This is a genomic window from Roseateles sp. FW301-B2, assembly GCF_058788955.1.
This window is the reverse complement of the sequence record NZ_JBYTBE010000037.1, coordinates 1-26,252: the sequence shown is the minus strand read 5'-3', so window position 1 is coordinate 26,252 and position 26,252 is coordinate 1. Positions and strand designations below refer to the sequence as shown.

24 protein-coding genes are annotated in these 26,252 nt (G+C 68.9%); 13 read left to right on the top strand and 11 right to left on the bottom strand.

Annotated features, from left to right (window positions below):
• Position 1: 1 nt before the first annotated feature.
• From AC3WQY_RS20510 to AC3WQY_RS20480, 7 genes are all read left to right on the top strand, one after another.
• The gene (locus AC3WQY_RS20510) at positions 2-1,609 is read left to right on the top strand and encodes a DUF4178 domain-containing protein (RefSeq protein WP_492710394.1); all 1,608 of its coding nucleotides are present in this window, start codon (positions 2-4) and stop codon (positions 1,607-1,609) included.
• Between the two features lie 18 nt (positions 1,610-1,627).
• On the top strand, positions 1,628-1,852 hold the full coding sequence (locus tag AC3WQY_RS20505; RefSeq protein WP_285232567.1) for a DUF350 domain-containing protein: 225 nt from the start codon (positions 1,628-1,630) through the stop codon (positions 1,850-1,852).
• Between the two features lie 15 nt (positions 1,853-1,867).
• Positions 1,868-2,710 (top strand): TIGR02285 family protein, encoded by an 843-nt coding sequence (locus tag AC3WQY_RS20500; RefSeq protein WP_492710393.1) that lies wholly within the window; start codon positions 1,868-1,870, stop codon positions 2,708-2,710.
• 93 nt (positions 2,711-2,803) lie between these two features.
• Complete coding sequence (locus tag AC3WQY_RS20495) at positions 2,804-3,193, top strand: PA2779 family protein (RefSeq protein WP_492710392.1); 390 nt, start codon at positions 2,804-2,806, stop codon at positions 3,191-3,193.
• Entirely contained in the window at positions 3,190-4,164 is a 975-nt protein-coding gene (locus tag AC3WQY_RS20490) for a PA2778 family cysteine peptidase (RefSeq protein WP_492710391.1), read from the top strand. Before AC3WQY_RS20495 ends, AC3WQY_RS20490 begins: the two co-directional genes overlap by 4 nt.
• A gap of 37 nt (positions 4,165-4,201) precedes the next feature.
• On the top strand, positions 4,202-5,779 hold the full coding sequence (locus tag AC3WQY_RS20485; RefSeq protein WP_492710390.1) for a polyamine aminopropyltransferase: 1,578 nt from the start codon (positions 4,202-4,204) through the stop codon (positions 5,777-5,779).
• Positions 5,761-7,326 (top strand): flavin monoamine oxidase family protein, encoded by a 1,566-nt coding sequence (locus tag AC3WQY_RS20480; protein WP_492710389.1) that lies wholly within the window; start codon positions 5,761-5,763, stop codon positions 7,324-7,326. The genes AC3WQY_RS20485 and AC3WQY_RS20480 overlap by 19 nt, the downstream gene beginning before the upstream one ends.
• Before the next feature lie 4 nt (positions 7,327-7,330).
• On the opposite strand, the gene AC3WQY_RS20475 is transcribed toward AC3WQY_RS20480, so the two are convergent.
• Both AC3WQY_RS20475 and AC3WQY_RS20470 read right to left on the bottom strand, forming a co-directional pair.
• Complete coding sequence (locus AC3WQY_RS20475; protein ID WP_492710388.1) at positions 7,331-7,456, bottom strand: hypothetical protein; 126 nt, start codon at positions 7,454-7,456, stop codon at positions 7,331-7,333.
• Positions 7,453-8,652 (bottom strand): MFS transporter, encoded by a 1,200-nt coding sequence (locus AC3WQY_RS20470; protein ID WP_492710387.1) that lies wholly within the window; start codon positions 8,650-8,652, stop codon positions 7,453-7,455. Before AC3WQY_RS20470 ends, AC3WQY_RS20475 begins: the two co-directional genes overlap by 4 nt.
• Before the next feature lie 107 nt (positions 8,653-8,759).
• Between AC3WQY_RS20470 and AC3WQY_RS20465 the strand changes: the two genes are divergently transcribed.
• Entirely contained in the window at positions 8,760-9,689 is a 930-nt protein-coding gene (locus AC3WQY_RS20465) for a LysR substrate-binding domain-containing protein (protein ID WP_492710386.1), read from the top strand.
• 1 nt (position 9,690) lies between these two features.
• On the opposite strand, the gene speD is transcribed toward AC3WQY_RS20465, so the two are convergent.
• From speD to AC3WQY_RS20435, 6 genes are all read right to left on the bottom strand, one after another.
• Entirely contained in the window at positions 9,691-10,068 is a 378-nt protein-coding gene (gene speD / locus AC3WQY_RS20460) for an adenosylmethionine decarboxylase (protein WP_492710385.1), read from the bottom strand.
• 156 nt (positions 10,069-10,224) lie between these two features.
• A complete protein-coding gene (locus AC3WQY_RS20455; protein WP_285232577.1) occupies positions 10,225-10,473 on the bottom strand; it encodes a MoaD/ThiS family protein in 249 nt (82 codons plus the stop codon).
• Positions 10,470-11,714 carry a molybdopterin molybdotransferase MoeA gene (locus AC3WQY_RS20450; protein ID WP_492710383.1) on the bottom strand — a complete coding sequence of 415 codons (1,245 nt, stop codon included), beginning with the start codon at positions 11,712-11,714 and terminating at the stop codon, positions 10,470-10,472. The genes AC3WQY_RS20455 and AC3WQY_RS20450 overlap by 4 nt, the downstream gene beginning before the upstream one ends.
• Positions 11,707-13,098, bottom strand: coding sequence for a threonine synthase (gene thrC, locus AC3WQY_RS20445; RefSeq protein ID WP_492710382.1), 1,392 nt, complete (start codon positions 13,096-13,098; stop codon positions 11,707-11,709). Before thrC ends, AC3WQY_RS20450 begins: the two co-directional genes overlap by 8 nt.
• Before the next feature lie 2 nt (positions 13,099-13,100).
• Positions 13,101-14,411, bottom strand: coding sequence for a homoserine dehydrogenase (locus AC3WQY_RS20440; RefSeq protein ID WP_285232580.1), 1,311 nt, complete (start codon positions 14,409-14,411; stop codon positions 13,101-13,103).
• Positions 14,412-14,433: 22 nt separating this feature from the next.
• The gene (locus AC3WQY_RS20435) at positions 14,434-15,660 is read right to left on the bottom strand and encodes a pyridoxal phosphate-dependent aminotransferase (protein WP_492710380.1); all 1,227 of its coding nucleotides are present in this window, start codon (positions 15,658-15,660) and stop codon (positions 14,434-14,436) included.
• Positions 15,661-15,802: 142 nt separating this feature from the next.
• Here AC3WQY_RS20435 and AC3WQY_RS20430 point away from each other — a divergent pair, with 142 nt between their 5' ends.
• From AC3WQY_RS20430 to AC3WQY_RS20415, 4 genes are all read left to right on the top strand, one after another.
• Entirely contained in the window at positions 15,803-16,189 is a 387-nt protein-coding gene (locus AC3WQY_RS20430) for an Mth938-like domain-containing protein (RefSeq protein ID WP_492710379.1), read from the top strand.
• A gap of 107 nt (positions 16,190-16,296) precedes the next feature.
• Positions 16,297-16,776, top strand: coding sequence for a peroxiredoxin (locus AC3WQY_RS20425; RefSeq protein WP_285232583.1), 480 nt, complete (start codon positions 16,297-16,299; stop codon positions 16,774-16,776).
• A gap of 291 nt (positions 16,777-17,067) precedes the next feature.
• Positions 17,068-18,813 (top strand): PhoH family protein, encoded by a 1,746-nt coding sequence (locus AC3WQY_RS20420; protein WP_492710378.1) that lies wholly within the window; start codon positions 17,068-17,070, stop codon positions 18,811-18,813.
• A complete protein-coding gene (locus tag AC3WQY_RS20415; protein WP_492710377.1) occupies positions 18,810-19,646 on the top strand; it encodes an HAD family hydrolase in 837 nt (278 codons plus the stop codon). Before AC3WQY_RS20420 ends, AC3WQY_RS20415 begins: the two co-directional genes overlap by 4 nt.
• A gap of 16 nt (positions 19,647-19,662) precedes the next feature.
• Here AC3WQY_RS20415 and mdtD read toward each other — a convergent pair whose 3' ends face one another.
• Positions 19,663-21,096, bottom strand: a complete 1,434-nt coding sequence (gene mdtD / locus AC3WQY_RS20410) for a multidrug transporter subunit MdtD (protein WP_492710376.1) — start codon at positions 21,094-21,096, stop codon at positions 19,663-19,665.
• Between the two features lie 70 nt (positions 21,097-21,166).
• Complete coding sequence (locus AC3WQY_RS20405; protein ID WP_492710374.1) at positions 21,167-23,152, bottom strand: M3 family metallopeptidase; 1,986 nt, start codon at positions 23,150-23,152, stop codon at positions 21,167-21,169.
• 119 nt (positions 23,153-23,271) lie between these two features.
• On the opposite strand from AC3WQY_RS20405, the gene AC3WQY_RS20400 reads away from it, so the two are divergent.
• On the top strand, positions 23,272-24,096 hold the full coding sequence (locus AC3WQY_RS20400; RefSeq protein ID WP_492710373.1) for a DUF72 domain-containing protein: 825 nt from the start codon (positions 23,272-23,274) through the stop codon (positions 24,094-24,096).
• On the opposite strand, the gene AC3WQY_RS20395 is transcribed toward AC3WQY_RS20400, so the two are convergent.
• Positions 24,093-25,994: a propionate--CoA ligase gene (locus AC3WQY_RS20395; protein WP_285232590.1), complete on the bottom strand. Its 1,902-nt coding sequence runs from the start codon at positions 25,992-25,994 to the stop codon at positions 24,093-24,095. The genes AC3WQY_RS20400 and AC3WQY_RS20395 overlap by 4 nt on opposite strands.
• Between the last annotated feature and the right edge of the window lie 258 nt (positions 25,995-26,252).

The following is a 26,252-nucleotide window of genomic DNA, read 5'->3' as shown; positions in this document are numbered from 1 at the left end:
CTTGGCCGGCGAGGAGACCCAGCGCCGCTGGCGCGCCAACTGCCCCAACTGCGGCGCGCCGGTCGAGTTCGCCTCGGCGGCCTCGGCCAGCGCCGTCTGCAGCTTCTGCCGCAGCAGCCTGCTGCGCGAGGGCGAGGCGCTGCGCAAGATCGGCGAGAGCGCCGAGCTGTTCGACGACTATTCGCCGCTGCAGCTGGGTGCCGCCGGCCGCTTTGCCGGCGCAGCCTTTCGCCTGGTGGGCCGGCTGCAGCTGGCCTACGAGGGCGGCAGCTGGAACGAGTGGCACGCCCTCTTCGACTCGGGCCGCAGCGCCTGGCTGGCCGAGGACAACGGCAGCTTCGTGCTGGGCTTCGAGGCGCCGCTGGCCGAGCGCGCACCGCAGGCCCATGAGCTGATCCTGGGCGCGCAGCTGCCGCTGGCCGGCCAGGCCTGGCGCGTCGCCTCGCTGACCCAGGTGACGCTGGCGGCCGCCCAGGGCGAGCTGCCCCACCCGCCGGCGCTGGGCCGGCAGTTCCTGGTGGCCGATCTGCGCAATCCGCAGAACGAGGTGGGCACGCTGGAATACAGCCAGGCCGAGGCGCCGCTGTGGTCGGTGGGGCGGCCGGTGCGCATTGCCGAGCTGGCCATGAGCGGCCTGCGCGAGGCCGAGGCCGGCGCCAAGGCGATGGCCTCCAGGACCTATGCCTGCCCCAGCTGCGGCGCCGCCCTGGCACCCAGGCTGCAGGACAGCAAGAGCATCGTCTGCGGCCAGTGCCATGCGGTGGTGGACATCTCGCAGGGCCTGGGTGCCGACCTGGCCCACTATGCGCAGCAGAACGGCATGGCGCCGCAGATCCCGCTGGGCAGCATCGGCAGCCTGGCCGTCGCGGGCGGCGCGCCCCTGCCCTGGCAGGTGGTGGGCTACCAGGAGCGCTGCGATCTGCCCGGAAGTCAGGGTTCTCCGGGCGACGACGACGAAGAACAGACCTTCTGGCGCGAATACCTGCTCTACAACCGCAACGAGGGCTTTGTCTTCCTGGTCGACACCGAGGAAGGCTGGTCCATCGTGCGGCCGCTCACCGGCGTGCCCAAGGGCGCCGGCGCCAGCGTCGAATGGCAGGGCAAGCCCTTCAAGCTGCGCTACAGCTATATGGCCAAGAGCACCTATGTGCTGGGCGAGTTCTACTGGCGGCTGCGGCGCGAGGAGCGCATCCAGGTCAGCGACTACGAATACAAGAGCGGTGCCCGCACCGAGCTGCTGTCGCGCGAGGAGCAGGCGGGCCAGGAAATCAGCTGGAGCCATGGCCGCAAGCTCGACGCCGCCGAGGTGGCGCGCGCCTTTCCCAAGCTCGCGCCGGAGGCGCAGGCCACGCTGGCGCGCGACGCCGGCCCGGCCAGCGAGCACAGCCTGGGCTTCAAGCTGGTGGTGGCGGTGTTTGTCATCATGGCGCTGTTCATGCTGGTGCGCGCCTGCAGCAGCGACGATTGCCAGAGCTACAAGGACGCCTACGGCGAAGCCAGCAGCGAATACCAGCAATGCCGGCAGCGCAGCAACGGCAGCGGTGTGCGCATCAACTCGGGTGGCGGCTCCTTCGGCGGCTTCAGCAGCGGCGGCGGTGGACACAAGTAGGCGAACAAGGAGAAGACTATGGACGGACTCGAATGGCTCAAGCCCGGCATCGTGCTGGGTTCCATCCTCTACGCGGTGGTGGGCGTGCTGGTGTTCTGGATCAGCTTCGTCATCATCGACAAGCTCACGCCCTACAAGCTGTGGGAGCAGATCGTCGAGGAGAAGAACCTGGCGCTGGCCATCGTGGTGGCGGCGATGTGCATCTCGATCGGCATGATCGTCTCGGCGGCCATCCACGGCTGAGCGCGGCGCCACGCCATGGCTGGCCTGCCGACCCGCCTGCTGTGCGCGGCCCTGCTGCTGGCCCTGTCGGCCGCGCCGGCCTGGGCCGGCGACAAGATCAGCTGGGGCTGGGCCGATTCGGCCCCCTTCATGATTCCCGAGGGGCCGGACCGCGACCAGGGCATTTACGACCAGATCCGTGCCCTGCTGAAGAAGCGCCTGCCGCAGTACGAGCACGAGGAGGTGGCGGCGCCGATCCCGCGCATCCTCAAGGAGATCAAGGCCGAGAGCCACTGGTGCTGGCTGGCGGCCAGGAAGACGCCGGAGCGCGAGGCATTTGCCTATTTCTCCTTGCCCGCCGCGCTGGTGATGCCGCCCCGCATCATCATCCGCAAGGACCATCGCAAGGCCTACGAGGGCATGGGCGAGCTGTCGCTGAAGACCTTGCTGGAACAGCATCCGGAACGCGCCAGCTTCATGCGCGAACGCTCCTACAGCCCCGAGGTCGACGCGCTGCTGCTGCAGAACCCGCCTGGCCATCTGCATTCGACGCGCCATGTGGCGGTCCAACTGATCCTGGCCGAGCGCATCGACTACCTGCTCGAATACCCGGCGATGGCCTTCTACCTGGCCAAGCGTTCCGGCCATGAGGGCGCGCTGATGGCCCTGCCCTTCAAGGAAATGTCCAGCCACAGCCTGGACCGGGTGATGTGCCCCAAGACCGAATGGGGGCGCCAGGTGATCGCGGCCGTCGATGCGGTGCTGCTGGCGGAGCGCCCCACGCCCGCCTACCGCCGCATGCTGGAGAGCTGGCATGACGACGAGGGCGTGCAGCGCATCCGCCAGCTCTACGACACGACCTTCCTGAACGGCCGCTAGCGGGCGTGCCCAGCTGTCGCCGGATGTAAATGTGTTTGGCTGCGCGCCACGGGCGGCCTAGACTCGGCGCGCTTTGATGTTGGGAAAACAACCATGACGATCGCCAAACGCCTGATTGCCTCCACCCTGGTGCTGTCCTGCACGCTGATGAGCATGCCCGTCCATGCCCTCATCGTGCCGACCGAGGCCCTTGTCGAGACCGAGGCCGGCGACACGAGCGGGCAGCGCGCCCGCATCGACGCCTTCTTCGCGCGCGAGGACGTGCGCCTGGCCCTGGTGCAGCAGGGCGTGGACCCGCAGGCGGCGCTGGCACGCGTGGCGGCGATGAGCGATGCCGAGGCCGCGCAGCTGGCCGGCCGCATCGAGCAGGCGCCTGCCGGCGGCGAGGTGCTGGGCATTCTCTTCACCCTCTTCATCGTGCTGCTGGTGACCGACATCCTGGGCTTCACCAAGGTCTTCCCCTTCACCCGCTCGATTCGATGAGCATGGCTGGCGCCGGCCGCCCGCGCCAGCAACACCCCGCCGCGGCGGGGTTTTTCGTTTTCGTCCTTTGCCTGGCCGGGCTGCTGAGCGGCTGCGCCGGCACGCCGCAAGTGCAGGCGCTGCGGGCCGACTGGCCGGCCGGCCTGCCGGCGCGGGCCCAGGTCGGCACCGTGCCCTTCATCGACCAGGACGAGTTCGAGTGCGGCCCGGCGGCGCTGGCGATGCTGCTGCAATCGGCCGGCCTCGCCACCACGCCGGCGCAGCTGCGACCCCAGGTCTTCCTGCCCGGGCGCCGCGGCTCGCTGCAGACCGAGCTGCTGGTGGCGGCGCGCCGCCAGGGCCTGCCGGCCTACCGCCTGGAGCCCAGGCTACCGGCCCTGCTGCAGGAGCTGGCCGCCGGCCATCCGGTGCTGGTGTTCCAGAACCTGGCCCTGCCGGTCTACCCGGTCTGGCATTACGCCGTGGTGCTCGGTTTCGACCGCGAGCGCGACCGTCTCTACCTGCATTCCGGCCACACGCCGGAGCTCGAGATGTCGCTGTCCACCTTCGAGCGCACCTGGGAGCGCGGCGGCTACTGGGCGATGGTGGCCCTGCCGCCGGATCGGCTGCCGGCGACGGCCCAGGCCGCGCCGCTGGCGGCCGCGATCGCGGCGCTGGAACGCGTGCAGCCAGCGCCGGCACGCCAGGCCTACGAGCAGGCGCTGATGCGCTGGCCGGAACAGCCGGCTCTGCTGCTGGGCGCCGGCAACGCCGCCTATGCGCAGGGTGATCTGGCCGGCGCCGAGGCCGCCTACCGGCGCGCGGTGCAGCGCCTGCCGGCCGCCGCCGATGCCTGGAACAACCTGGCCCAGGTGCTGATGGAGCGGGGCCAGCGCGAGGCGGCGCGCGAGGCGATCGAACGGGCGATTGCGCTGGGTGGCCCGCGCCTGGCCAGCTACCAGGAACTGGCACTGAAACTGCGCCAACCTTGAGCCGCCGGAGGGTGGGCGCGTGATAGCCTCTCGCCCCATGTCCGACGCGCCCGCCGCCTCTTCCTCCCCTCCTGTCGCCCGCATCTCGCTGCACGAGTTGCTGCTGCTCGCCAGCGTGTTCGTGGTGGCGGCCTGCGGCCTGGTCTACGAGCTGGCCGCAGGCGCGCTTGCCAGCTATCTGCTGGGCGACTCGGTGCTGCAGTTCTCCACCATCATCGGCACCTATCTGTTCGCGATGGGCCTGGGCTCCTGGCTGTCGCGCTACCTGGAGCGCCAGCTGGTGGCGCAGTTCCTCAAGATCGAGCTGCTGGTGGGCCTGATCGGCGGGCTCATGCCGGCCGCGCTGTTCACCGCCCACAGCCTGCTGCCGCCCACCCAGCTGGGCGCCTTCCGCGTGCTGCTGTATGGGCTGGTGCTGCTGGTGGGCGCGCTGGTGGGGCTGGAGATCCCACTGGTGATGCGCATCCTCAAGAAGCATTTCAGCCAGCGCTATGCCTTGCGCGAGCTGGTCTCGCAGGTGCTGACCTTCGACTACCTCGGCGCCCTCGTGGTGGCGCTGGCCTTCCCGCTGCTGCTGGTGCCGCAGCTGGGCCTGGTGCGCACCGGCATCTTCTTCGGCCTCCTGAACGCCTTCGTCGCGGTGTGGGCGCTGTGGCTGTTCCGCGCCGAGCTGCGCGCCTGGTCGCGCCATGCCTGGGCCTGCGGCCTCACCGTCGCCGCCCTGCTGGCCGCCATGCTGGGCGCCGACCAGCTCACCACCTGGGCCGAGGACCGCTTCTACGGCGAGCACATCATCCTGCGCGAGACCAGCGACTACCAGCGCGTGGTGCTGACCCAGGGCGGCGCGGGCGTGCGCCTGTTCCTGAACGGCAATCTGCAATTCCATTCGCGCGACGAGTACCGCTACCACGAGGCCCTGGTGCACCCGGCGATGGCGGCCCAGGGCGCGCCCAAGCACGTGCTGGTGCTGGGCGGTGGCGACGGCATGGCGGTGCGCGAGATCCTGCGCTGGGCCAGCGTCGAGCAGGTCACCCTGGTGGAGCTGGACCCGCACATGACGCGGCTGTTCTCGAGCCTGCCGCTGTTGCGCCAGCTGAACCAGGACGCCCTGCTCAGCCCCAAGCTCCGCATCGTCAATGCCGACGCCTTTGGCTGGCTGGAGCAGCACCCCGACGCGCAGTTCGACGTGATCGTGGTGGACTTCCCCGACCCCAGCAATTTCGCGCTCGGCAAGCTCTACACCACCAGCTTCTACCAGCTGCTGGACCAGCGCCTGGCCGCCGGCGGCTTCGCGGTGGTGCAGACCACCTCGCCGCTGCTGGCGCGGCGCAGCTTCTGGACCGTGGTGACGACGCTGGAGGCGGTGGGCCTCGCCACCACGCCCTACCACGCCCATGTGCCCAGCTTCGGCGAATGGGGCTTCGTGATCGCCAGCCGGCGGCCCTGGCGTGCCCCGACCGCACTGCCGGCCGGCCTGCGCTTCCTCACGCCCGAGGGCATGGCGGCGCTGCGCGACTTCCCGCCGGACATGGCGCGTGTGCCGACCGAGGTCAATCGGCTCTCGAACCAGGTGCTGGTGCACGAGTTCGAAGCCGAGTGGGGCAAGGTCCATTGAGACGGCGCGAGCTGCTGGCCGCGAGCTCGGCCCTGCTCGCCGGCTGCCGGGCCGGGCAGCCGCCCCTCCAAGGCGGCTGGGTCGGCGCCAGCGCGGCGCGCGGCCACCGCCTGCGCACGCCGCTGCCGAGCGCGGCGCCCGCCGTCACGCGCCGCAGCCAGGTGCTGATCGTCGGCGGCGGGGTGTCAGGTCTTGCCTGCGCGCGCGGCCTGGCCGCGGCCGGCATCGACTTCGCGCTGCTGGAGCTGGACGACGAGGTCGGCGGCAACAGCCGCGGCCATCGCATGGGCGGCATGGCCTGCCCGCTCGGCGCGCATTACCTGCCGCTGCCAGGGCCGCATGCGCATGAGGTGAGCGAGCTGCTGCACGCGCTGGGCCTGGCGCGGCAGGCCCTGGGCCGCACCGTCTACGACGAACGCATGCTGTGCCACAGCCCGCAGGAGCGCCTGTTCTTCGAGGGCCAATGGCATGAGGGCCTGCTGCCCCCCGCGCAGACCGAGGCCACGCGCCGCCAGTACCGCCAGTTCGCTGCCGCCGTGCAGCAGGCCATGCGGCTGGGCTTTGCCATGCCGACGCAGCGCGCACCCTGGACGCCCGCGCACGCCGCCCTCGATGCCCAGAGCTTTGCCGCCTGGCTGCAGGCCCAGGGCCTGGATGACGCGCAGCTGCGCTGGTATCTGGACTATTGCTGCCGCGACGACTTCGGCGCCGACGCGGCCCAAGTCTCGGCCTGGGCCGGCCTACACTATTTCGCCAGCCGGCATGGCTTCCATCCCCCCGAGGACGAGAGCGCCGAGCGCGAGGCCGTGCTGACCTGGCCCGAGGGCAATGCCTGGCTCGCCCGGCGCCTGGCCGAACCCCTGGGCGATGCACTGCAGACGGGCCGCACGGTGCTGCGGCTGCGCGAGGGGCGCCACGAGGTCGAGGTGCTGGCATTCGACGAAGCGACGCAGACGCTGGAGCGCTGGCTGGCCCCGCGGGCGGTGCTGGCCACGCCGCTGCTGATCGCCGGCCGCCTGATCGAGCACCCGCCGGCGGCGCTGCGCGAGCTTGGCCAGCAGCTGCGCTACGCGCCCTGGCTGGTGGCCAATCTGCAGCTGGCCGAGGCGCCGCTGCAGCGCCTGGGCGCCGCACCCGCCTGGGACAATGTGCGCTACGGCAGCGCCGCGCTGGGCTATGTGGATGCGATGCACCAGAGCCTGCGCCCCTACCCGGGGCCGACGGTGCTGAGCGCCTACTGGGCCCTGCCCGGCCAGCAGCGTGCGAGCCTGCTGCAGGGCGATTGGGCCGAATGGACCGAGCGCGTGCTGGCCGAGCTGCGCCCCCTGCACCCCGAGCTGGACCGCCAGCTGCTGCGCGTGGACCTGATGCGCTGGGGCCATGCGATGAGCATTCCCGTGCCCGGCCTGCGCGGCTCGGCGGCGCTGGCGGCGCTGCGAAAACCGCAGGGCCGGCTGCACTTCGCGCACAGCGACCTGGCCGGCTATTCGGTGTTCGAGGAGGCCTACACCGCCGGCTGCCAGGCGGCCGCGCAGCTGAAGCGCTAGCTAGCTAGCCACACCAGGCCGGGCCCAGCAGCCACAGCTGCAGCTCGGCGCGCTCCAGATAGGCCGGCAACGCCAGCAGGGCCAGCGCCATCAGCATGAGCAGCAGCGCCAGATGCCGCCAGCGCTTCACGACGCCACGGCCAGCGCCGGCCGCGGCCTATCGTCGATGGGCCAGTGCAGCAGCGCCGCCAGCAGGCCCAGGGCCATCGCGATCCACCACATCGGCGCATAGCTGTGGGTGGCGTCGAACACCCGCCCGCCCAGCCAGACGCCCAGGAAGGAGCCCAGCTGATGGCCCACAAAGGTGAAGCCGAACAGGGTGGAGAGATAGCGCAGGCCGAACACCTGGGCCACCAGGCCGTTGGTGAGCGGCAGCGTGCCCAGCCACAGCAGGCCCATCGCGATGCAGAACAGCTGCACGCTCCAGTTGCTGAGCGGCAGCAGCAGGAACAGCGCGATCACCGCGGTGCGCAGCAGGTAGAGCAGGGTCAGCAGCTGTTTCTTGCGCCAGCGCCCGCCCAGCCAACCGCACAGATAGGTGCCGCCGATATTGCTCAGCGCGATCAGGGCCAGGCCACTGGCCGCCTGGCCGGCCGGCAGGCCGCGCTCCAGGAGATAGGCCGGCAGGTGGGTGGCGATGAAGGCAAGCTGGAAGCCGCAGGCCAGAAAGCCCAGATTGAGCAGCCAGAAGCCCGGCTGGGCAAAGGCGTCGCGCAGGGCCCGGCCCAGCCCGCCATCGCCCACGCCAGCACCCCGCGGCTGGCGGTCGTCCAGCGGCCAGCCCAGCGGCAGGGCCAGCGCGATCAGCACGGCCAGGCACAGCAGGGTGGCCGACCAGCCCAGCCCCTGCATCAAGCCCTGGGTCAGCGGCACGGCGAGGAACTGGCCCAGCCCGCCGACGGCGCCGGTCAGCCCCAGCACCGCCGCACGCTGCGTCGGCGCGACGATGCGGCTCAGGGCCCCATAGACCACGCCGAACGCGGTGCAGGCCAGGCCCAGGCCCACCAGCAGGCCGGAGCCCAGGTAGAGCAGCCACAGGCTCTGCGCCGTGGCCATGGCCCACAGCCCCAGGCCATAGAGCAGGCAGCCGGCCATCACCACCCGGCGCGAGCCGAAGCGGTCCGCCAGCATGCCGGTAAAGGGCTGGGCCAGGCCCCAGACCAGGTTCTGCAGCGCCAGCGCCAGGGCCACGCTCTCGCGGCCCCAGCCGCGCTCCAGGCCGATGGGCAGCAGGAACAAGCCCTGCACATGGCGCACGCCCAGCGCCAGGCCCATCATCAGGCCGCCGCACAGAATCGGCAGGGCCCAGCGTCTCAAAGGCTTCATATGAGTTTCCCGATGCGAATGCGAAGATTCGAACTGGCACCCAGTCTGTCTTGACGGCAGGGCCCTCATCAAGCAATCTCTGCGACATCTTCACATTCGCATCTGGAATGTCACTCCCCCTCACCCGACTGACCCAGCTGGACCTGCTGCGCGGCTTTGTCGCGGTGGCCCGGCGCATGAGCATCACGCTGGCGGCACAGGACCTGTGCCTGACGCAGTCCGCGGTGAGCCGGCAGATCGCGGCGCTGGAAGCCAACCTGGGCTGCGCGCTGTTCCTGCGCGGCTACCGCAGCATCAAGCTCAGCCCCGAGGGCGAACGCCTGTTCCGCCGCGTCGATCCGGCCTTCCAGCAGCTGCAGGACGGGCTCGCCGAGCTGCTGGCGCCCGCCCAGCGTCGTGGCAGCGTCACGCTGACCGCCAGCATCGGCGTGGCCTCGCTGTGGCTGCTGCCGCGCCTGCGCGGCCTGCAGCAGCGGCATCCGGACATCGATCTGCGCGTGGCCGCCAGCGACCGCGTGATGGACCTGCGCGCCGACGGCATCGACCTGGCGCTGCGCTATTGCGCAATGAGCCAGCCGCCCGCCGGCAGCGCGCGTCTGTTCGGCGAGGCGGTGCTGCCGGTGGCCCACCCCGCCCTGCTGGCCCAGGGGCAGGATCTGGCCGAGCTGTTGCCGCAGCAGGTGCTGCTGGAATTCGACGACGCCCGCCGCCCCTGGCTGCAATGGGCCGACACCCTGGCTGCGCGCGGCCTCAGCGCGCGGCAGCCGCGCGCGATGCTGCGCTTCAACCAGTATGACCAGGTGATCCAGGCCTGCCTGGCCGGCCAGGGTCTGGCGCTGGGGCGGGTTGCGCTGGTGGCGCCCATGCTGGCCGATGGCCGGCTGCGCGCCATCGATGCCCAGGCCGTGGCCCAGCCCTGCGAGCACGCCTACTGGCTGCTGCGGCGCCCTGGCAGCAGCACGCCCGCGGTGCAGGCGGTGGTCGACTGGCTGCTGGACGAGGCCGCCCTCACACCGGCCGACGCCGGCGCGCGCTGAGTCAGGCCAGGCCGCGTCGCAAGGCCTGGCGCGCCGCGCTGGCGGGCGCGAACGCGGCCACCAGCCTGTCCATCAGGGCCTGTGCCTTGCTGCTGTTGTCCTGCCCCAGATTGCAGACATAGACGTCCAGCGTCACCGCGCCCAGCTCGGGCCAGGTGTGCACGGCCAGATGCGACTCGGCCAGCAGCACCACGCCGGTGATGCCCGATTGCTCGCTCCCAGGCGCGGGCGTGAAGCGGTGAAAGAGCTCGGCCACGGCACCCAGGCCGGCCTCGGCAACCGCCTGCACGCACAGGGCACGCAGGGTCTCGGGCCGCAGCATCAGCGCCTGGGCGGGATCGCAGCCGCGCAGGTCGGCCACGAGGTGCAGGCCTTCCACTCAGCCGCCGCCGAGCCGCCTCAAGGCGGCTGAAGCCCCCGCGGGGGGCTGAGCCCGCACCGAGCAAGCGCCTATGCGCTTGCTCGCGGCTGGCGAAGGCCGAGCGGCCTGCAAGCCGCTTGGCAGCGAAACGAAGTGAGCGTGGGGGCTCACGGTTCAGCCGCCCGTGACGGGAGGAAAGAACGCCACCTCGGCACCATCGGGGATCAGGGCGTCTTCCTTGCTGAGCTGCTGGTTCAGCGCGCAGCGCACCGCACGCGTGCGCGCCAGCACGCTGGCATGGGGCTCGCCGCGCGCCAGCAGTTGATCGCGCAGGGCGCCCAGACTCAGGCCGGCCTGCCAGTCCTGCGTTTCGCTGCTTCCCAGCGCCTCGCGCAGGGAAGCGAAATAGCGGATCGTGATCATGGATGCAGGAGTTCGGAGAAGGGAATGAACTGCACTGTAGCGCCGTCGGCGATGGCCGCGCCGGCCGGGTTGTCGACCAGCCCCTCGCCCCACACGGCCGAGGTCAGCACGCCCGAGCTCTGGTTGGGGAACAGCGCCAGCCCGCCCTGCTCGTTGATGCGCGCACGCAAGAACTCGCGGCGCTTGTCGGGCCGGGGCCAGGCGAAGTCGGCGCGCAGCGGATAGCGCCTGGGCGTGAGCTCGCTGGCACCCTGCAGGCGCAGGATCACCGGACGCACCAGCAGCAAGAAGGTCACGAAGCTGGAGACCGGGTTGCCGGGCAGGCCGATGAACCAGGCATCTTGCACCTTGCCGAAAGCCAGCGGCTTGCCGGGCTTGATGGCGATCTGCCAGAGGTCCAGCTCGCCCTCGGCCTGCACGGCCGGCTTCAGATGGTCTTCCTCGCCCACCGAGACACCACCGGAGGTGATGATCAGATCGGATTGCGCCGCAGCCTCGCGCAAGGCGGCACGCGTGGCGTCCAGCCGATCCGGCACGATGCCCAGATCCACGACCTCGCAACCCAGGCCCTGCAGCAGGGCCGTGAGCGTGAAACGGTTCGAGTTGTAGATGGCGCCGGGCTTGAGCGGCTCACCGGGCATCTGCAACTCGTCGCCGGTGGAGAACAGCGCCACGCGCGGCCGCCTGGCCAGGGTCAGCGTGGCCGCCCCCACCGAAGCCGCCAGGCCCAGCGAGGCGGCGTTCAGCCGCGCCCCGGCGGGCAGCACCACCGCGCCGGCCTGCACGTCCTCGCCGCGGCGGCGTATCCACTGGCCGGGCCGGACTTCGGCTTGGATGCGCACCTGCCCCAAGCCCGCGGCAGCGGCCACGGCCTCGCATTGCTCCTGCATCACCACGGCATCGGCGCCCAGCGGAATCTGCGCGCCGGTGAAGATGCGCGCCGCCGTGCCGGGCTCCAGCACCGCCCCGACCACGCCGGCCGGCACGCGCTGCGAAACCGGCAGCGCGGTGCCAGGTCTTGCCAACAGATCGGCGGCGCGCAGCGCATAGCCGTCCATGGCGCTGTTGTCGGCCGGCGGCACATCCAGCTGCGACACCACCGGCAGCGCCAGCACGCGCCCCAGCGCGGCGGCGGTGGGCAGGGTCTCGGTGACGGCCAGCGGGGCGACGCGGCCCAGCAGGCGCGCGAGCGCCTCGTCCAGGCTCTGCAGCGGCGCGCGCGGGGCTTGCGGATCAGACATGGTTGCGGATGAAGTCCTTCACCGCCTGCACATCCACCGGCAGCACGGTGACGCGCTTGGGCAGGTCCTCGATGTGCTCCAGGCCGGCCGGGCGCGGCGGATCGATCCACAGCGCCTCCTTGATGGTGGCGGCGAACTTGGCCGGCAAGGCGGTTTCCAGCACCAGCATGGGGGTGCCGGCGCTGCGCTGCTCCAGCGCCACCTTGAGACCATCGGCGGTGTGGGTGTCGATGATCTGGCCGTACTGCTTGTGGGTGGCGCGTATGGTGGCGATGCGGTCCGCGTGGGTGCTGCGCCCGGAGACGAAGCCGTAGCGGGCGATGCGCGCGTGCTCGTCGGCCGTCAGCGCGAAACCGCCGGCGCCGAACAGGGCCTTGACGCGCGCGCCATCGCGGCCCAGCAGGTCGAACACGAAGCGCTCGAAATTGCTGGCCTTGGAGATGTCCATCGAGGGGCTGGAGGTTTCGTGCGTTTCGGCGCTGCCGCGCACGCGGTAGACGCCGGTGCGGAAGAACTCGTCCAGCACATCGTTCTCGTTGGTGGCCACCACCAGCTTGGCAACCGGCAGGCCCATCATGCGCGCCACATGGCCGGCGCAGACATTGCCGAAATTGCCCGAGGGCACGGTGAAGCTGACCTTCTCGGTGTTGCTCTTGGTGGCCTGGAAGTAGCCGGCGAAGTAGTACACCACCTGGGCCAAGAGGCGCGCCCAGTTGATCGAGTTGACCGTGCCGATCTTGTACTGGCGCTTGAAGTCGAGGTCGTTGGAAACCGCCTTGACGATGTCCTGGCAGTCGTCGAACACGCCTTCCACCGCGAGGTTGTGGATGTTGGCGTCCTGCAGGCTGAACATCTGCGCCTGCTGGAAGGGGCTCATGCGGCCGTGCGGGCTGAGCATGAAGACGTTCACGCCGGCCTTGCCGCGCATCGCATACTCGGCCGCACTGCCGGTATCGCCCGAGGTGGCGCCCAGGATGTTGAGGGTCTCGCCGCGGCGCTTGAGTTCGTACTCGAACAGCTGGCCCAGCAGCTGCATGGCCATGTCCTTGAAGGCCAGGGTCGGGCCATTGGACAGCGCCTGCAGCGCCAGACCCGGCTCCAGCACCTTCAGCGGCGTGATCTCGGGCGTACCGAAGACCTCGGCCGTGTAGGTGCGGCGCGTGATGGCCAGCAGATCATCGGCCGGGATGTCGTCGATATAGAGCGAGAGGATCTCGAAGGCCAGATCGGCGTAGGCGAGGCCGCGCCACTTCGTGAGCGTGGCATCGTCCACCTGCGGATAGGCCACCGGCAGGTAGAGGCCGCCATCGGGCGCCAGGCCTTCCAGCAGGATCTCGCAGAAGGAGCGCTCGGTATGATCGCCTCGGGTGCTGATGTACTTCATCGTCAGGCCAACTCTTCCTTGCGCAGCCGCACGATGGGCGCCAGCACGGTGGGCAGGGCCTGCATCTGTGCCAGGGCCTTGTTCATGCGGCCTTCCACGGTTTCGTGGGTGAGGATGATGAGGTCGGTCTGCTTCTCGCCCTCAGCCGATTCGCGCTGCAGCACCGCGTCGATCGAGATGTCATGCTCGGCCAGGATGGTGGTGATGCGCGACAGCACGCCGGCCTCGTCGGCCACGATCAGGCGCAGGTAGAAGCTGGTGAGCACCTGTTCCATCGGCAGGATGGGGGTGTCGTTCATCGCATCGGGCTGGAAGGCCAGGTGCGGCACGCGATGGTCCGGGTCGGCGGTGTGCAGGCGGGTGATATCCACCAGGTCGGCGATCACCGCCGAGGCGGTGGGCTCGGAGCCCGCGCCCTTGCCGTAGTAGAGCGTGGTGCCGACGGCATCGCCCTGCACCACCACCGCATTCATCGCGCCCTCCACATTGGCGATCAGGCGATTTGCCGGCACCAGGGTCGGGTGCACGCGCAGCTCGATGCCATTCTCACGGCGGCGCGTCAGGCCCAAGAGCTTGATGCGGTAGCCCAGCTGCTCGGCGTACTTGATGTCGGCCGCCTGCAGCTGGGTGATGCCCTCCACATGGGCCTTGTCGAACTGCACCGGGATGCCGAAGGCGATGGCCGACATGATGGTGGCCTTGTGCGCAGCATCCACGCCCTCGATGTCGAAGGTGGGATCGGCCTCGGCATAGCCCAGGCGCTGGGCCTCCTTCAGCACCACGCCGAAGTCCAGGCCCTTGGAGCGCATCTCCGAAAGGATGAAGTTGGTGGTGCCGTTGATGATGCCGGCGATCCATTCGATGCGGTTGGCGGTGAGACCCTCGCGCAGCGCCTTGATGATGGGGATGCCACCGGCCACGGCCGCCTCGAAGGCCACGATCACGCCCTTGGCGCTGGCGGCGGCAAAGATCTCGGTGCCATGCACGGCCAGCAGCGCCTTGTTGGCGGTGACCACATGCTTGCCGGCGGCGATCGCCTCCATCACCAGGGTCTTGGCGATGCCGTAGCCGCCGATCAGCTCGACGACGATGTCGATCTCGGGGTTGGCGATCACCGCGCGGGCGTCGCTCACCACCACCGCGGCGTCGCCGACGATTTCACGGGCGCGCTCAGTATTGAGGTCGGCCACCATCGCAATCTCGATGCCGCGGCCGGCACGGCCACGAATCTCTGCCTGATTGCGGCGCAGCACGTTGAAGGTGCCACTGCCCACGGTGCCAATGCCCAGGAGGCCGACTTTGATCGCTTTCATGGTGTCTCTTTGCTGTCAGTTGTCAGGTGCCGTGACGCTTGCGGTAATGCGTCAGGAAACGCTCGATGCGGCCCACCGCCTCCTTCAGGTCGTCGGAGTTGGGCAGGAACACGAGGCGGAAGTGATCGGGGGCAATCCAGTTGAAGCCCGTCCCTTGCACGATCAGCACCTTTTCCTCGGCCAGCAGCTCGTAGGCGAACTGCTGGTCGTCCTCGATCGGGTAGATCTTGGGGTCCAGGCGGGGGAACATATAGAGCGCGGCCTTAGGCTTGACGACGCTGACACCCGGGATCTGGGTCAGCAGCTCGTAGGCCAGGTCGCGCTGGCGGCACAGGCGGCCCGTGGGGGCCACCAGGTCCTTGATGCTTTGGTAACCGCCCAGGGCGGTCTGGATGGCGAGCTGGCCCGGCGTGTTGGCGCACAAGCGCATCGAGGCCAGCATGTTCAGGCCGGTGATGTAGTCCTTGGCATGGCGCTTCTCGCCCGACACCACCATCCAGCCGGCGCGGTAGCCGCAGGAGCGGTAGTTCTTGGACAGGCCGTTGAAGGTCAGGCACAGCACGTCGTCGGCCAGCGAGGCGATGCTGGTGTGCACGTTGCCGTCGTACAGCGTCTTGTCGTAGATCTCGTCGGCCATGATGATCAGCTGGTGCTGACGGGCCAGTTCGATGATCTCCAGCAGCAGGCTCTCGGGGTAGAGCGCGCCGGTAGGGTTGTTGGGGTTGATGACGACGATGGCCCTGGTATTGGGCGTGATCTTGCGACGGATATCGGCGATGTCGGGATACCAGTCGCTGCTCTCGTCGCAGATGTAGTGCACCGGCGTGCCGCCCGAGAGCGCCACTGCGGCGGTGTAGAGCGGATAGTCGGGCGCCGGCAGCAGCACCTCATCGCCGGTATCCAGCAGCGCGTTCAGCGCCATCACGATCAGCTCGGAGGCGCCATTGCCCAGATAGACATCGTCGATGCCGACGCCGCGGATGTTCTTCTCCTGGCAGTAATGCACCACCGCCTTGCGCGGCGCGAACAGGCCCTTGGAGTCGGTGTAGCCGGCCGCCGCGGGCAGGTTGCGGATCATGTCCTGCACGATCTCGTCGGGCGGCTCGATGCCGAAGGCGGCGATATTGCCGATGTTCAGCTTGATGATCTTCTGCCCCTCCTCCTCCATCGCTCGCGCCTTGTCCAGCACGGGACCACGGATGTCGTAACAGACATTGGCGAGCTTGGCGGACTTGGAAATCGGCTTCAAGAGGGGCTCCGGTGGTTGACTGGTGCAAAAATGCTGCACTGCAGGCGTGGAATTTAAACACAGGGATCAGGGCATTCCCCCAGACCCGGCGACACTGGGTTCGCAAACCACGCAAGCAGGCTTCGCGCAGACAACGGCACTCATGAAATTCCAACTCGATGAACAGCAGGGCGGCAACAGCATCTCGCGCCACGACGGCAGCCAGGTCTGGGTGAATGGCCAGCGCCACCAGCAGAGCCTGCTGGTGCCCTGGCGCGGCGAGGTGCAGGCCTGGGCCCTGCCCAGCTTCGATGCCCTCAGCGAGGCGCATTTCGAGCAGATACTGGCCCTGAAGCCCGAGCTGGTGATCTTCGGCAGCGGCGCCAGGCTGCGCTTTCCCCATCCCAGGCTCTACCGCGGCCTGATCGAGGCGCGTATCGGCGTGGAGACCATGGACCTGGCGGCGGCCTGCCGCACCTACAACGTGCTGGCCAGCGAGGGGCGCGCCGTGCTGGCGGCCTTGCTGATCGAGGGCGCAACGTCGACCTGAGCGGGCACAAGCCGGCAATCCCCCGAAGTGGCGACGGGGAGACTTGCGGTTCGACGTATAATTCGCGGCTATGCCCACCCGGGCACACCTCTCTAAAGAACGCCCACATGACGCCAGCGCTCAACAAACCCCTTCCGGAAATTGAAGCTCTTGCTACCGGAGGCGTGAAGTTCACACCCCAGGCCTTCAAAGGTCAAGTGGTGGTGCTGTACTTCTACCCGAAGGACAACACCCCCGGTTGTACCACCGAGGCCATGCAGTTCCGCGATCGCCACAAGGATTTCGTGAAGGCTGGCGCAGTTGTGCTGGGTGTTTCGCGCGACAACATGGTGTCGCATGACAAGTTCAAGCAGAACCTGGAACTGCCCTTCGAGCTGATCGCCGACACCGAAGAGAAGCTCTGCCACATGTTCGGCGTGGTGAAGAACAAGATCATGTACGGCAAGAAGGTCAAGGGCATCGAGCGCTCCACCTTCCTGATCGACGCGACCGGCGTGCTGCGCGAGGAATGGCGCGGCATCAAGGTGGCCGGCCATGTGGACGAGGTGCTGAAGGCCGTCAAGGCCCTGAAGAAGGAAGCCGCCTGATCCTCGGCGCGAGCCTTGGCTGCCACCCGGCAGCATTGCAGTATCCAAGCGAAGCCGGCTCCTGAGCCGGCTTTTTGCGTTTACTGGCATCCCGCGTTGCATGCGCGCCGCGCCGCCTGCCCTGGGCTGGCGGTCACGGCGCTTTGTGCATAATGGACTCATGCCCCTGAGTTCCCCGATCCGTATTCCAAGCCAAAGCCGCATCGCTCGCCGTGCGGCTTTTTGCTTTTTCGGCCCGGACCTCTATCTTTTGCTTTCCAACCCAAGCTTGCTCTCTGGCAAGCTGCACTCATGCCACTGCCCAAGCCTCCGACCAAGCGCGCCAGTCGCCTAGAGCCCACCGCATATGCCGCCAGTCTGGCGGTCAGCAAGAACCAGGCAGTACCGGTGGCTGCCCATGCCCCAGAGAAAACAACTGCCCCTCCGCTCGGCCACGCCGCTCAGGCTGCCCAGGCCGCCCCGGCCGTGACGCGAGCCATGCCCAACGGCAATCGCCGCAGAAGCGCCAGCGCCGTACCGGCCGCGCCCGAGATGCGCGCCCCCGCCAACCTGGCCCTGGTGGCGCCGGCCACCAGCGCGGCGCCGCTGCGCCCGGTGGCGCCCCCCAGGCCCAAGGCCGCCAAGCCCAAGAGCAACGAGGCGCCCAAGCTCTTCGTGCTCGACACCAATGTGCTGATGCACGACCCGATGTCGCTGTTCCGCTTCGAGGAGCACGACATCTACCTGCCCATGATCACGTTGGAAGAGCTGGACGGGCACAAGAAGGGCATGACCGAGGTGGCGCGCAACGTGCGCCAGGTCAGCCGCGACCTCGACACGCTGGCTGCCAGCCTGAAGAGCAGCACGCTGGAGGAAATGGCCAAGGGCCTGCCGCTGGACAGCACTGGTCACCGCGAGGCCGGCGGCAAGCTGTTCTTCCAGACCCAGCTGATCGACACCCCGCTGCCGCAGGGCCTGCCCCAGGGCAAGGCCGACAACCAGATCCTCGGCGTGGTGCAGGCGCTGAAGGTCCAGCAGCCGCAACGCGAGGTGGTGCTGGTGTCCAAGGACATCAATATGCGTATCAAGGCGCGTGCCCTGGGCCTGCCGGCCGAGGACTACCGCAATGACAAGACGCTGGAAGACTCCGACCTGCTCTACACCGGCGTGCAGGCCCTGCCGGCCGATTTCTGGGAGCGCCATGGCAAGACCATGGAGAGCTGGCAGCAGGGTGGCATCACCTTCTACCGCATCAGCGGCCCGCTGGTGCCCTCGTTGCTGGTCAACGAGCTGATCTACCTGGAGGCACCCGGCGCCGCGCCGCTCTATGCCAAGGTCACCGAGATCACCGGCAAGACCGCGGTGCTGCGCACGCTGAAGGACTACGGCCACCAGAAGAACTCCGTCTGGGGCGTGACCGCGCGCAACCGCGAGCAGAACTTCGCCCTCAACCTGCTGATGGATCCGGAGTGCGACTTCGTCACCCTCACCGGCACGGCCGGCACCGGCAAGACCCTGATGACCCTGGCCGCCGGCCTCTCCCAGGTGCTGGATGAGCGCCGCTACAGCGAGATCATCGTCACCCGCGTGACCGTGCCGGTGGGCGAGGACATCGGCTTCCTGCCCGGCACCGAGGAAGAAAAGATGGGCCCCTGGATGGGTGCGCTGGACGACAACCTCGAGGTGCTGGCGCGCGGCGACAGCTCGGCCGGCGAATGGGGCCGCGCCGCCACCAACGACCTGGTGCGCAGCAAGATCAAGATCAAGAGCCTGAACTTCATGCGCGGGCGCACCTTCCTGAACAAGTACGTCATCATCGACGAGGCGCAAAACCTGACCCCCAAGCAGATGAAGACCCTGATCACGCGTGCCGGCCCCGGCACCAAGATCGTCTGCCTGGGCAATCTGGCGCAGATCGACACGCCCTACCTCACCGAGGGCAGCTCGGGCCTGACCTATGCGGTGGACCGCTTCAAGGGCTGGGCCCACAGCGGCCATGTCACGCTGGCGCGCGGCGAGCGTTCGCGTCTGGCGGACTTTGCGTCGGAAGTGTTGTGACGCTCTATGTCAGCGACCTAGACGGCACCCTGCTCGACCCGCAAGGCCGGCTCGCGGATTCCACGCGGGCCGGCCTGACGCGCTTGCTCGACGAGGGCCTGACCTTCACCGTCGCGAGCGCCCGGCATGTGTCATCGATCCGGCAGATCCTGGGCGATCTGCCGCTGCGCCTGCCGGTGATCTCGTCCAACGGCGCCTATATCAGCGAGATGGCGAGCTGCCGGCATGAGCTGGTCAACACCATTGCGCCGGCACTGGGCGAGGCGATCTTTGCGCTGATACGCCGGCATGGGCTGATGCCCTTCATCTCCACCCATGGCCCTAGGGGCGACCAGCTGTTCTACCAGTCGGTGCACAACGAGGCGCAGCAGGCCTTTGTGGATGAGCGCATCGAGAAGGCCGACCCGCGGCTGCGCCACGCGCCGCGCCTGCAGGACGCGCTGCGCGACCCGGCCGTGGTGTTCGTGGTGGTGGAGCGTGAGGCGCCGCTGCAAGCCCTGCAGGCCGAGATCGACGCGCTCTGCGGCGATGCCGTCGAGACCCATCTGGCCGAGGATCTCTACAAGCCCGGGTGGCCCTGGCTCACCGTGCACGACCGCCGCGCCACCAAGGACCAGGCCATCAAGACCCTGGCCGAGCGCTACGGCCTGGCCGAGCGCGAGATCGTGGTGTTTGGCGACCATGTCAACGACGTCAAGATGCTGCGCGCCGCGCACCGCGGCATCGCCGTGGCCAACGCCATCGAGGCGGTGAAGCAGGCCGCGCACACCGTGATCGGCCCGCACCACGAGGACAGCGTGCTGCGCTTCATCGAGGCCGACTGGCGGCGCTGACGCCAGCCCGGGGTGCCTACTCCTGCCCCATGGTGTCGCCGGCATCGGCGGCGCCTTCGTGCTGGCGCAGCTGGTAGAAGATGAAGGCCGCCAGCGCCGCCATGGCACCGATGGACAGATAGGTGGCATGGAAGGCGGGCAGCAAGTCCTGACCCCGCGGCAGCTCGCTGGCGCCCGAGAACAGCAGCAGGAAGGCGCTGGAGGTCGCCACCCCCAGGCTCATCGACAACTGCATCACCACCGCCAGCAGGCTGTTGCCGCTGCTGGCGGTCTGCGCGTCCAGATCGCCCAGGGTGAGCGTGTTCATGGCGCTGAACTGCAGCGAATTCACCATGCCGAAGATGGCCAGGTGGATGGCCAGCCAGAGATGGCTGGTCTGGCGGTCCAGCAGCGCGAAGCTGGCGATCAGCGCGCCCAGCAGCAGGGTGTTGGCCACCAGCACGCGGCGGTAGCCCTGGCGCTGGATCAGCCGGGTCGCCAGCGTCTTGGTGAGCATCGCGCCCAGCACCGTGGGCACCATGGACAGGCCCGCCTCCGAGGGGCTGTAGCCCAGGCCCAGCTGCAGGTACATGGGGGTCAGGAAGGGCGTGGCGCCGCTGCCCAGGCGCGCGAACACATTGCCGATGATGCCGATGCGGTAGGTCGGGATGGCGAACAGCCCCATCTGGAACAGCGGCGCCTCGGCGCGCGCCGCATGCAGCCAGTAGGCCGCCATGCTGGCCAGGCCGGCCACCAGCAGCACCAGGCTCAGCGCGGTGGACACCATGCGCTCGCCAAAACCCTGCAGCCCCACCGAGAGCAGCATCAGCCCCAGGCTGAAGAGCACGAAGCCGGGCCAGTCGAAGGCCTTCAGCGCCTGCGCCTTCAGCTGCGGCATGTAGCGCAGCGCTGCCAGCACGCCGGCCACGCCCACCGGCAGGTTGATGAGAAAGATCCAGTGCCAGCTGGCGAACTGCACTAGCACACCGCCCAGCGCCGGGCCGATCAGCGGCCCGATCAGGCCCGGGATGGCGATGAAGCTCATCACCGGCAGGAACTGCTCCTTGGGAAAGGCGCGCAGCACCACCAGCCGCCCCACCGGCACCAGCAGCGCCCCGCCCACGCCCTGCAGCACGCGCGCCGCCACCAGCCAGTTCAGCGAGCCCGCCAGCGCGCAGGCCAGCGAGCCCAGGCTGAACAGCGCGATCGCCCACAGGAACAGGGTGCGCGTGCCCAGGCGGTCCGCCAGCCAGCCCGAGGCCGGGATCAGCAGCGCCACGGTGAGCATGTAGGCGATCACCGCCGACTGCATGCGCAGCGGGTGCTCGCCCAGCGCCAGCGCCATGCCAGGCAGCGCGGTGTTGAGGATGGTGGTGTCCAGCGTCTGCATGAAGAACGCCAGCGCCACCACCCAGGGCAGGAAGCGGCGGGTGGCCGCATCGAGTGCGGGGCGTGCGGGGTCGGAAGGCATGGCCCGCAGCATATGGAAAAAGCCCGCTGGCCGGGGGCTCAGCGGGCTTGCCTGTGCGCTCGGCGACTACTTACTTGCGCAGATAGTCGAAGAAGGCCTTGGAGTTGGAATCGCGGCCGAGGAAGTCGTGCACCAGCTCCTGCGCCGGCTTCTGGCCACCCTGGCCCAGCACGGTGTTGCGGTAGCGCAGGCCCACCTCGGGGCTCAGCTTGTCGGCCGCGAAGGCGGTGCGCAGGTCCATCGCCACCACCAGGCTCCAGAGGTAGCCGTAGTAGCCGGCGCCATAGCCGCCGGCGATATGGGCAAAGCCGGCCGGGAACTTGCTGCCGGGCACATAGCCCAGCGGCGTGGCACCCTGCATCTTGGCCCACAGGGCCAGGGGATCGGGCACCTCCTTGCCATGCAGGGCCAGGTCATAGCTGGCGAACAGGTGCTGGCGGCCATAGGCCGAGCCCTTGCCGAATTCCTTGGCCGCCTTGGCGCGGTCCACCAGCTCGTCGGGCACGGGCTTGCAGCTCGGGCACACATCGGCCATCAGCTTCAGCACCTTCTTGTCCACCACCCAGTCCTCCAGCATCTGCGAGGGGGCTTCGACGAAGTCCAGCATCACACTGGTGCCGCCCTGCAGCGCATAGCGGGTGTTGCTGAGGTTGTTGTGCACCGCATGGCCCAGCTCATGCAGCAGGGTTTCCATCTCGTCGATGGTGAGGCCCTTGCGGTCGAAGTTCACCACCAGGGCGGCGGTGGAGGTGCGACCGATGCGCGAGGCGCTGGAGCGCAGCGGCCACACCGCCGCATGGTTGTACTTGCCCTCGCGCGGGTACATGTCCACATAGAGGGTGGCGATCGGCTTGCCGCTGGCCGCATCGCTGACGGCAAAGGCCTTGGCCTCGGGGTGCCAGAGTTCGGCCGGCACCTCGGTGTAGCGCACGCCCATCAGCTTCTCGATCACATGCATCGCGAACTTCAGGCTCTCCTGGGCCGGGAAGTACTCGCGGAAGGCCTCCTGGTCGACGCTGAAGCGCTCCTTGCGCAGGCGCTCGGCGTAGAAGCTGCTGTCCCAGCGCTCGATCTTGGTGGCTTCGAGCGGCTGGCCCAGGTGCTTGGCCTTGGCGGCGCGCAGCTCCTCCACATCGCTGCGTTCGCGCGCGTTGACGGTGTCCTTCACCTCGTCGAGGAACTTCCAGGCGGTGGCGGCGTCCTTGGCCATGCGGCGGCGCAGATTGAAGTCGACGAAGTTGCTGAAGCCGAACAGCTGCGCGTACTCATTGCGCAGCTTGGCGATCTCGCCCAGCAGGGCCAGATTGGCGTCGCCGCCCTCGTTCTCCTTGGCGCGCCAGAGGCGCTCGCGCGCGGCGGCGTTCTCGCCGCTTTGCAGCAGCGGGCGCAGCGTCGGGTAGTCCACACCCAGCAGCACGCGGCCCTGGGCGTCGCGCTTGGCCTTGGCCCACACGCCCTCGGGCACGCCCTTGAGCTCGTCCTCGCTGAAGGCCACCTGCACATTGGCGTCGCGGATGTTCTTGTTGAACTGCTGGTCCAGCTCGGTCAGCTTGTCGAGGATCTGCTTGGCACGCTGGCGCTTGGGCGCCGTCAGGCTCACGCCGCTGTCCTCGAAGCCGCCCAGGGCAATGCGCTGCAGCTCGCGTTCGATCGGCGTGGGCGTGGGGGCGCTCTTGAGCGCGCGGAAGATCTTCTCGTTCTGGTTGAAGCTGGAATTGAAATCCGACCAGCGCAGCGAGCAGGCCTGGGCGGCGTCGCGCCCGGCGGCATCCGGGTGCACGTTCAGCACGAAGTCGATCGGGCTCAGCGTGTCCTCGACAAAGGCGTAATAGTCGTCATAAGCGGCAATCCAGCCGGCGTCGACCTTGTGGCGCTCGAGCTGGGCCACGCGCTTCTTGGCGGCGGCCAGGCCGGCATCGCAGGCGGACTTGATCTGCGCGGCGCTCTTGAGCTGGGGAAAGGCCGGGCCGGGCAGGCTGGCTTGCGCCAGCGCGTTGGCGCCGAGCAGGATGGCGCCGGCCGCGAAGGCGGCGGCGCGCAAAGGCTTGGTATTCATGCGGACTCCAGTTGCGGGGCCGCCCCCAACGTTAGGATCCGGGCGGCAAGGGCACGGATTGTGCCCGCGGGTCAAAAATCGGGCCAAAAGGCACAGCGTAGGAACCCAAGGAGGAGCGCATGACCGCAGCACAGACCAGCCGCATCCGCGTGGGCATAGGCGGCTGGAACTTCGAGCCCTGGCGCAACAATTTCTACCCGGCCGGCTGGCCGCAGGCACGCGAGCTGGAGTACGCGAGCCGCCGGCTCAGCGCGATCGAGATCAACAGCACCTACTACAGCTCGCAATCCCCGGCCAGCTTCGCGCGCTGGCGCGCGCAGACGCCCGACTACTTCATGTTCTCGCTCAAGGCCTCGCGCTTTGCCACCAACCGGCGCGTGCTGGCCGAGGCGGGCGAATCGGTGCAGCGCTTCGTGCACAGCGGCATTGCCGAGCTGGGCGACAAGCTGGGGCCCATCGTCTGGCAGTTCGCGCCCAGCAAGCGCTTCGATGCCGAAGACTTCGCAGCCTTCCTGGCCCTGCTACCCGCGGCGGTGGACGGCATTGCGCTGCGGCACGCGCTGGATGTGCGGCATGCCAGCTTTCTCTGCCCCGAGTACCTGGCCCTGGCCAGGCGCCATGGCGTGGCCAGCGTGTTCACCGACTCGGACGACTACCCCAGCTTTGCCGACCTGAGCGGCGACTTCGTCTACACGCGCATGATGCGCACCCAGGCCGAGCTGCCCGAGGGCTGCACGCCGCAGGCCCTGGATGCGATCGCCGCCTGTGCCCGGGCCTGGCATGCCGGCCACGAGCCCGCCGCGCTGCCGCGCGTGCAGGCGCCCGCGCCGGCAACTGCGCTGACAACTGCGCCGCGCGATGTCTTCATGTTCTTCATCAGCGGCGCCAAGGAGCGCGCGCCCGCGGCCGCGATGGCCCTGGAGCAGCGGCTCAGGCCGGATTAGGCACCAAGCAGCTCGCTGATCTGGCGCAGCGCCGCCGGGTCGTCCATGGTGCTGAGATCGCCCGGATCGCGCCCCTCGCAGACCGCCTGGATGGCGCGCCGCAGCAGCTTCCCCGAGCGCGTCTTGGGCAGCACATTGACGAAGCGCACGCGCGCCGGGCGCGCCACCGCGCCCAGCTGCTCGTCCACCAGCTTCATGATCTCGCCCTCCTGGGCCAGCGCGGCCTGCGGCGTGGCGGCGCGGCTGGCGTCCTTGAGCACCGCAAAGGCCATCGCCACCTGACCCTTGAGCTGGTCGGCCACGCCCACCACGGCCACCTCGGCCACATTGGGATGGCTGGAGATGCTCTCCTCGATCTCGCGCGTGCCGAGGCGGTGGCCGGCCACGTTGATCACGTCGTCGGTGCGGCCGAGGATGTAGAAATAGCCGTCGGCATCGCGGATGCCCCAGTCGAAGGTCGAATACAGCTGCTGGCCCGGGATGCTGGACCAGTAGGTGTTGACGAAGCGCGCATCGTCGCGCCACACCGTCTGCAGGCAGCCGGGCGGCAAGGGGCCGGCGATCGCCACCACGCCCTTCTGGTTCGGCGCCGTCAGCTCCGCGCCGCTGTTCTCGTCCAGCAGCTTGACGTTGAAGCCATACATGGCCACGCCGGGCGAGCCGAACTTGCTGGCCTTGGTCTCCACGCCATTGGCGATCGAGAGGATGGGCCAGCCGGTCTCGGTCTGCCAGTAGTTGTCGATGATGGGGCGGCCCAGCGCCTCGGCGATCCACTTGGCGGTAGGTTCGTCGAGCGGCTCGCCGGCCAGAAAGAGCGCGCGCAGCGAGCTCAGGTCGTACTTGCTCAGGTAGGCCGGATCCTGCTTCTTCAGCACCCGCACCGCGGTGGGCGCGCTGAACATCACCGTGACCCGGTACTTCTCCACCAGGCTCCACCAGACGCCGGCGTCCGGCCGCGTGGGCAGGCCCTCGTACATGATGGTGGCCATGCCCGCCAGCAGCGGGCCGTAGATGATGTAGCTGTGGCCCACCACCCAGCCGATGTCGCTGGTGGAGAAATACGTCTCGCCCGGCCGGCCGCAGTAGATGTGCTGCATGCTGGCGGCCAGCGCCACCGCATAGCCGCCGGTGTCGCGCTGCACGCCCTTGGGCTTGCCGGTGGTGCCGCTGGTGTAGAGCGTGTAGCTGGGCGCGTTGGCCTCCAGCCAGGTGCAGGGCACCTGGGCGTCGAGGTGCTGTTCGCGCAGCGCGGCGTAGTCGAGATCGCGGCCGGCCACGCGCTCGAAGGGCGCGAGGCCGCGGTCCACCATCAGCACCGCACCCGGCTTGTGGCGCGCCAGCTGGATGGCCTCGTCCAGCAGATGCTTGTAGGGCACGACCTTGCCCGAGCGGCTGCCGGCGTCGGCGCTGACGATCAGCGCCGGCTCGGCATCGTCGATGCGGCTGGCCAGGCTGTGGCTGGCGAAGCCGCCGAACACCACCGAATGGATCGCGCCGATGCGCGCGCAGGCCAGCATCGCAAACGCGGCCTCGGGAATCATGGGCATGTAGATCAGCACCCGGTCGCCCTGGCTCACGCCCTGGGCCAGCAGGATCGCCGCCATGCGCTCGACCTCGCGCTGCAGCGCGCTGAAGCTGTAGATGCGCTCCTGGTCCACCTCGGTGGAGACCCAGATCAGCGCGTTCTGCTCGCCGCGGTCGCGCGCATGGCGGTCCACCGCGTTGTGGCAGAGATTGGTTTCGCCACCGACGAACCAGCGAGCAAACGGCGGCCGGCTGTAGTCGCACACCTGCTCGAAGGGGCGATGCCATTCGATCGCCCGGGCCTGCTCGGCCCAGAAGGCATCGCGATCCTCGATCGAGCGGCGGTAGAACTCGGCGTAAGACGAAGTGGACATGCGCGAACTCCCAAACAATGCTTGGCGCGCATTTCATGCAGAGGGACTGACGACAGCCTGACCCGGCGTGCAAAGCTGCACGCGACTTGAGCTTGCGCAAGGCGCCGGCCCCATGAGCCTGTGGTCCAATGCGGGTATTCCCGCATTTTGCAATTTCAAAACCGGCCCCGGGCTTACCCGGAGTTTTACATCCTCTTGCTTGACACCCCGGACAGCCCCTCCTTAAGCTGCGCGCCGGACACCATGACAGTCGCGCGC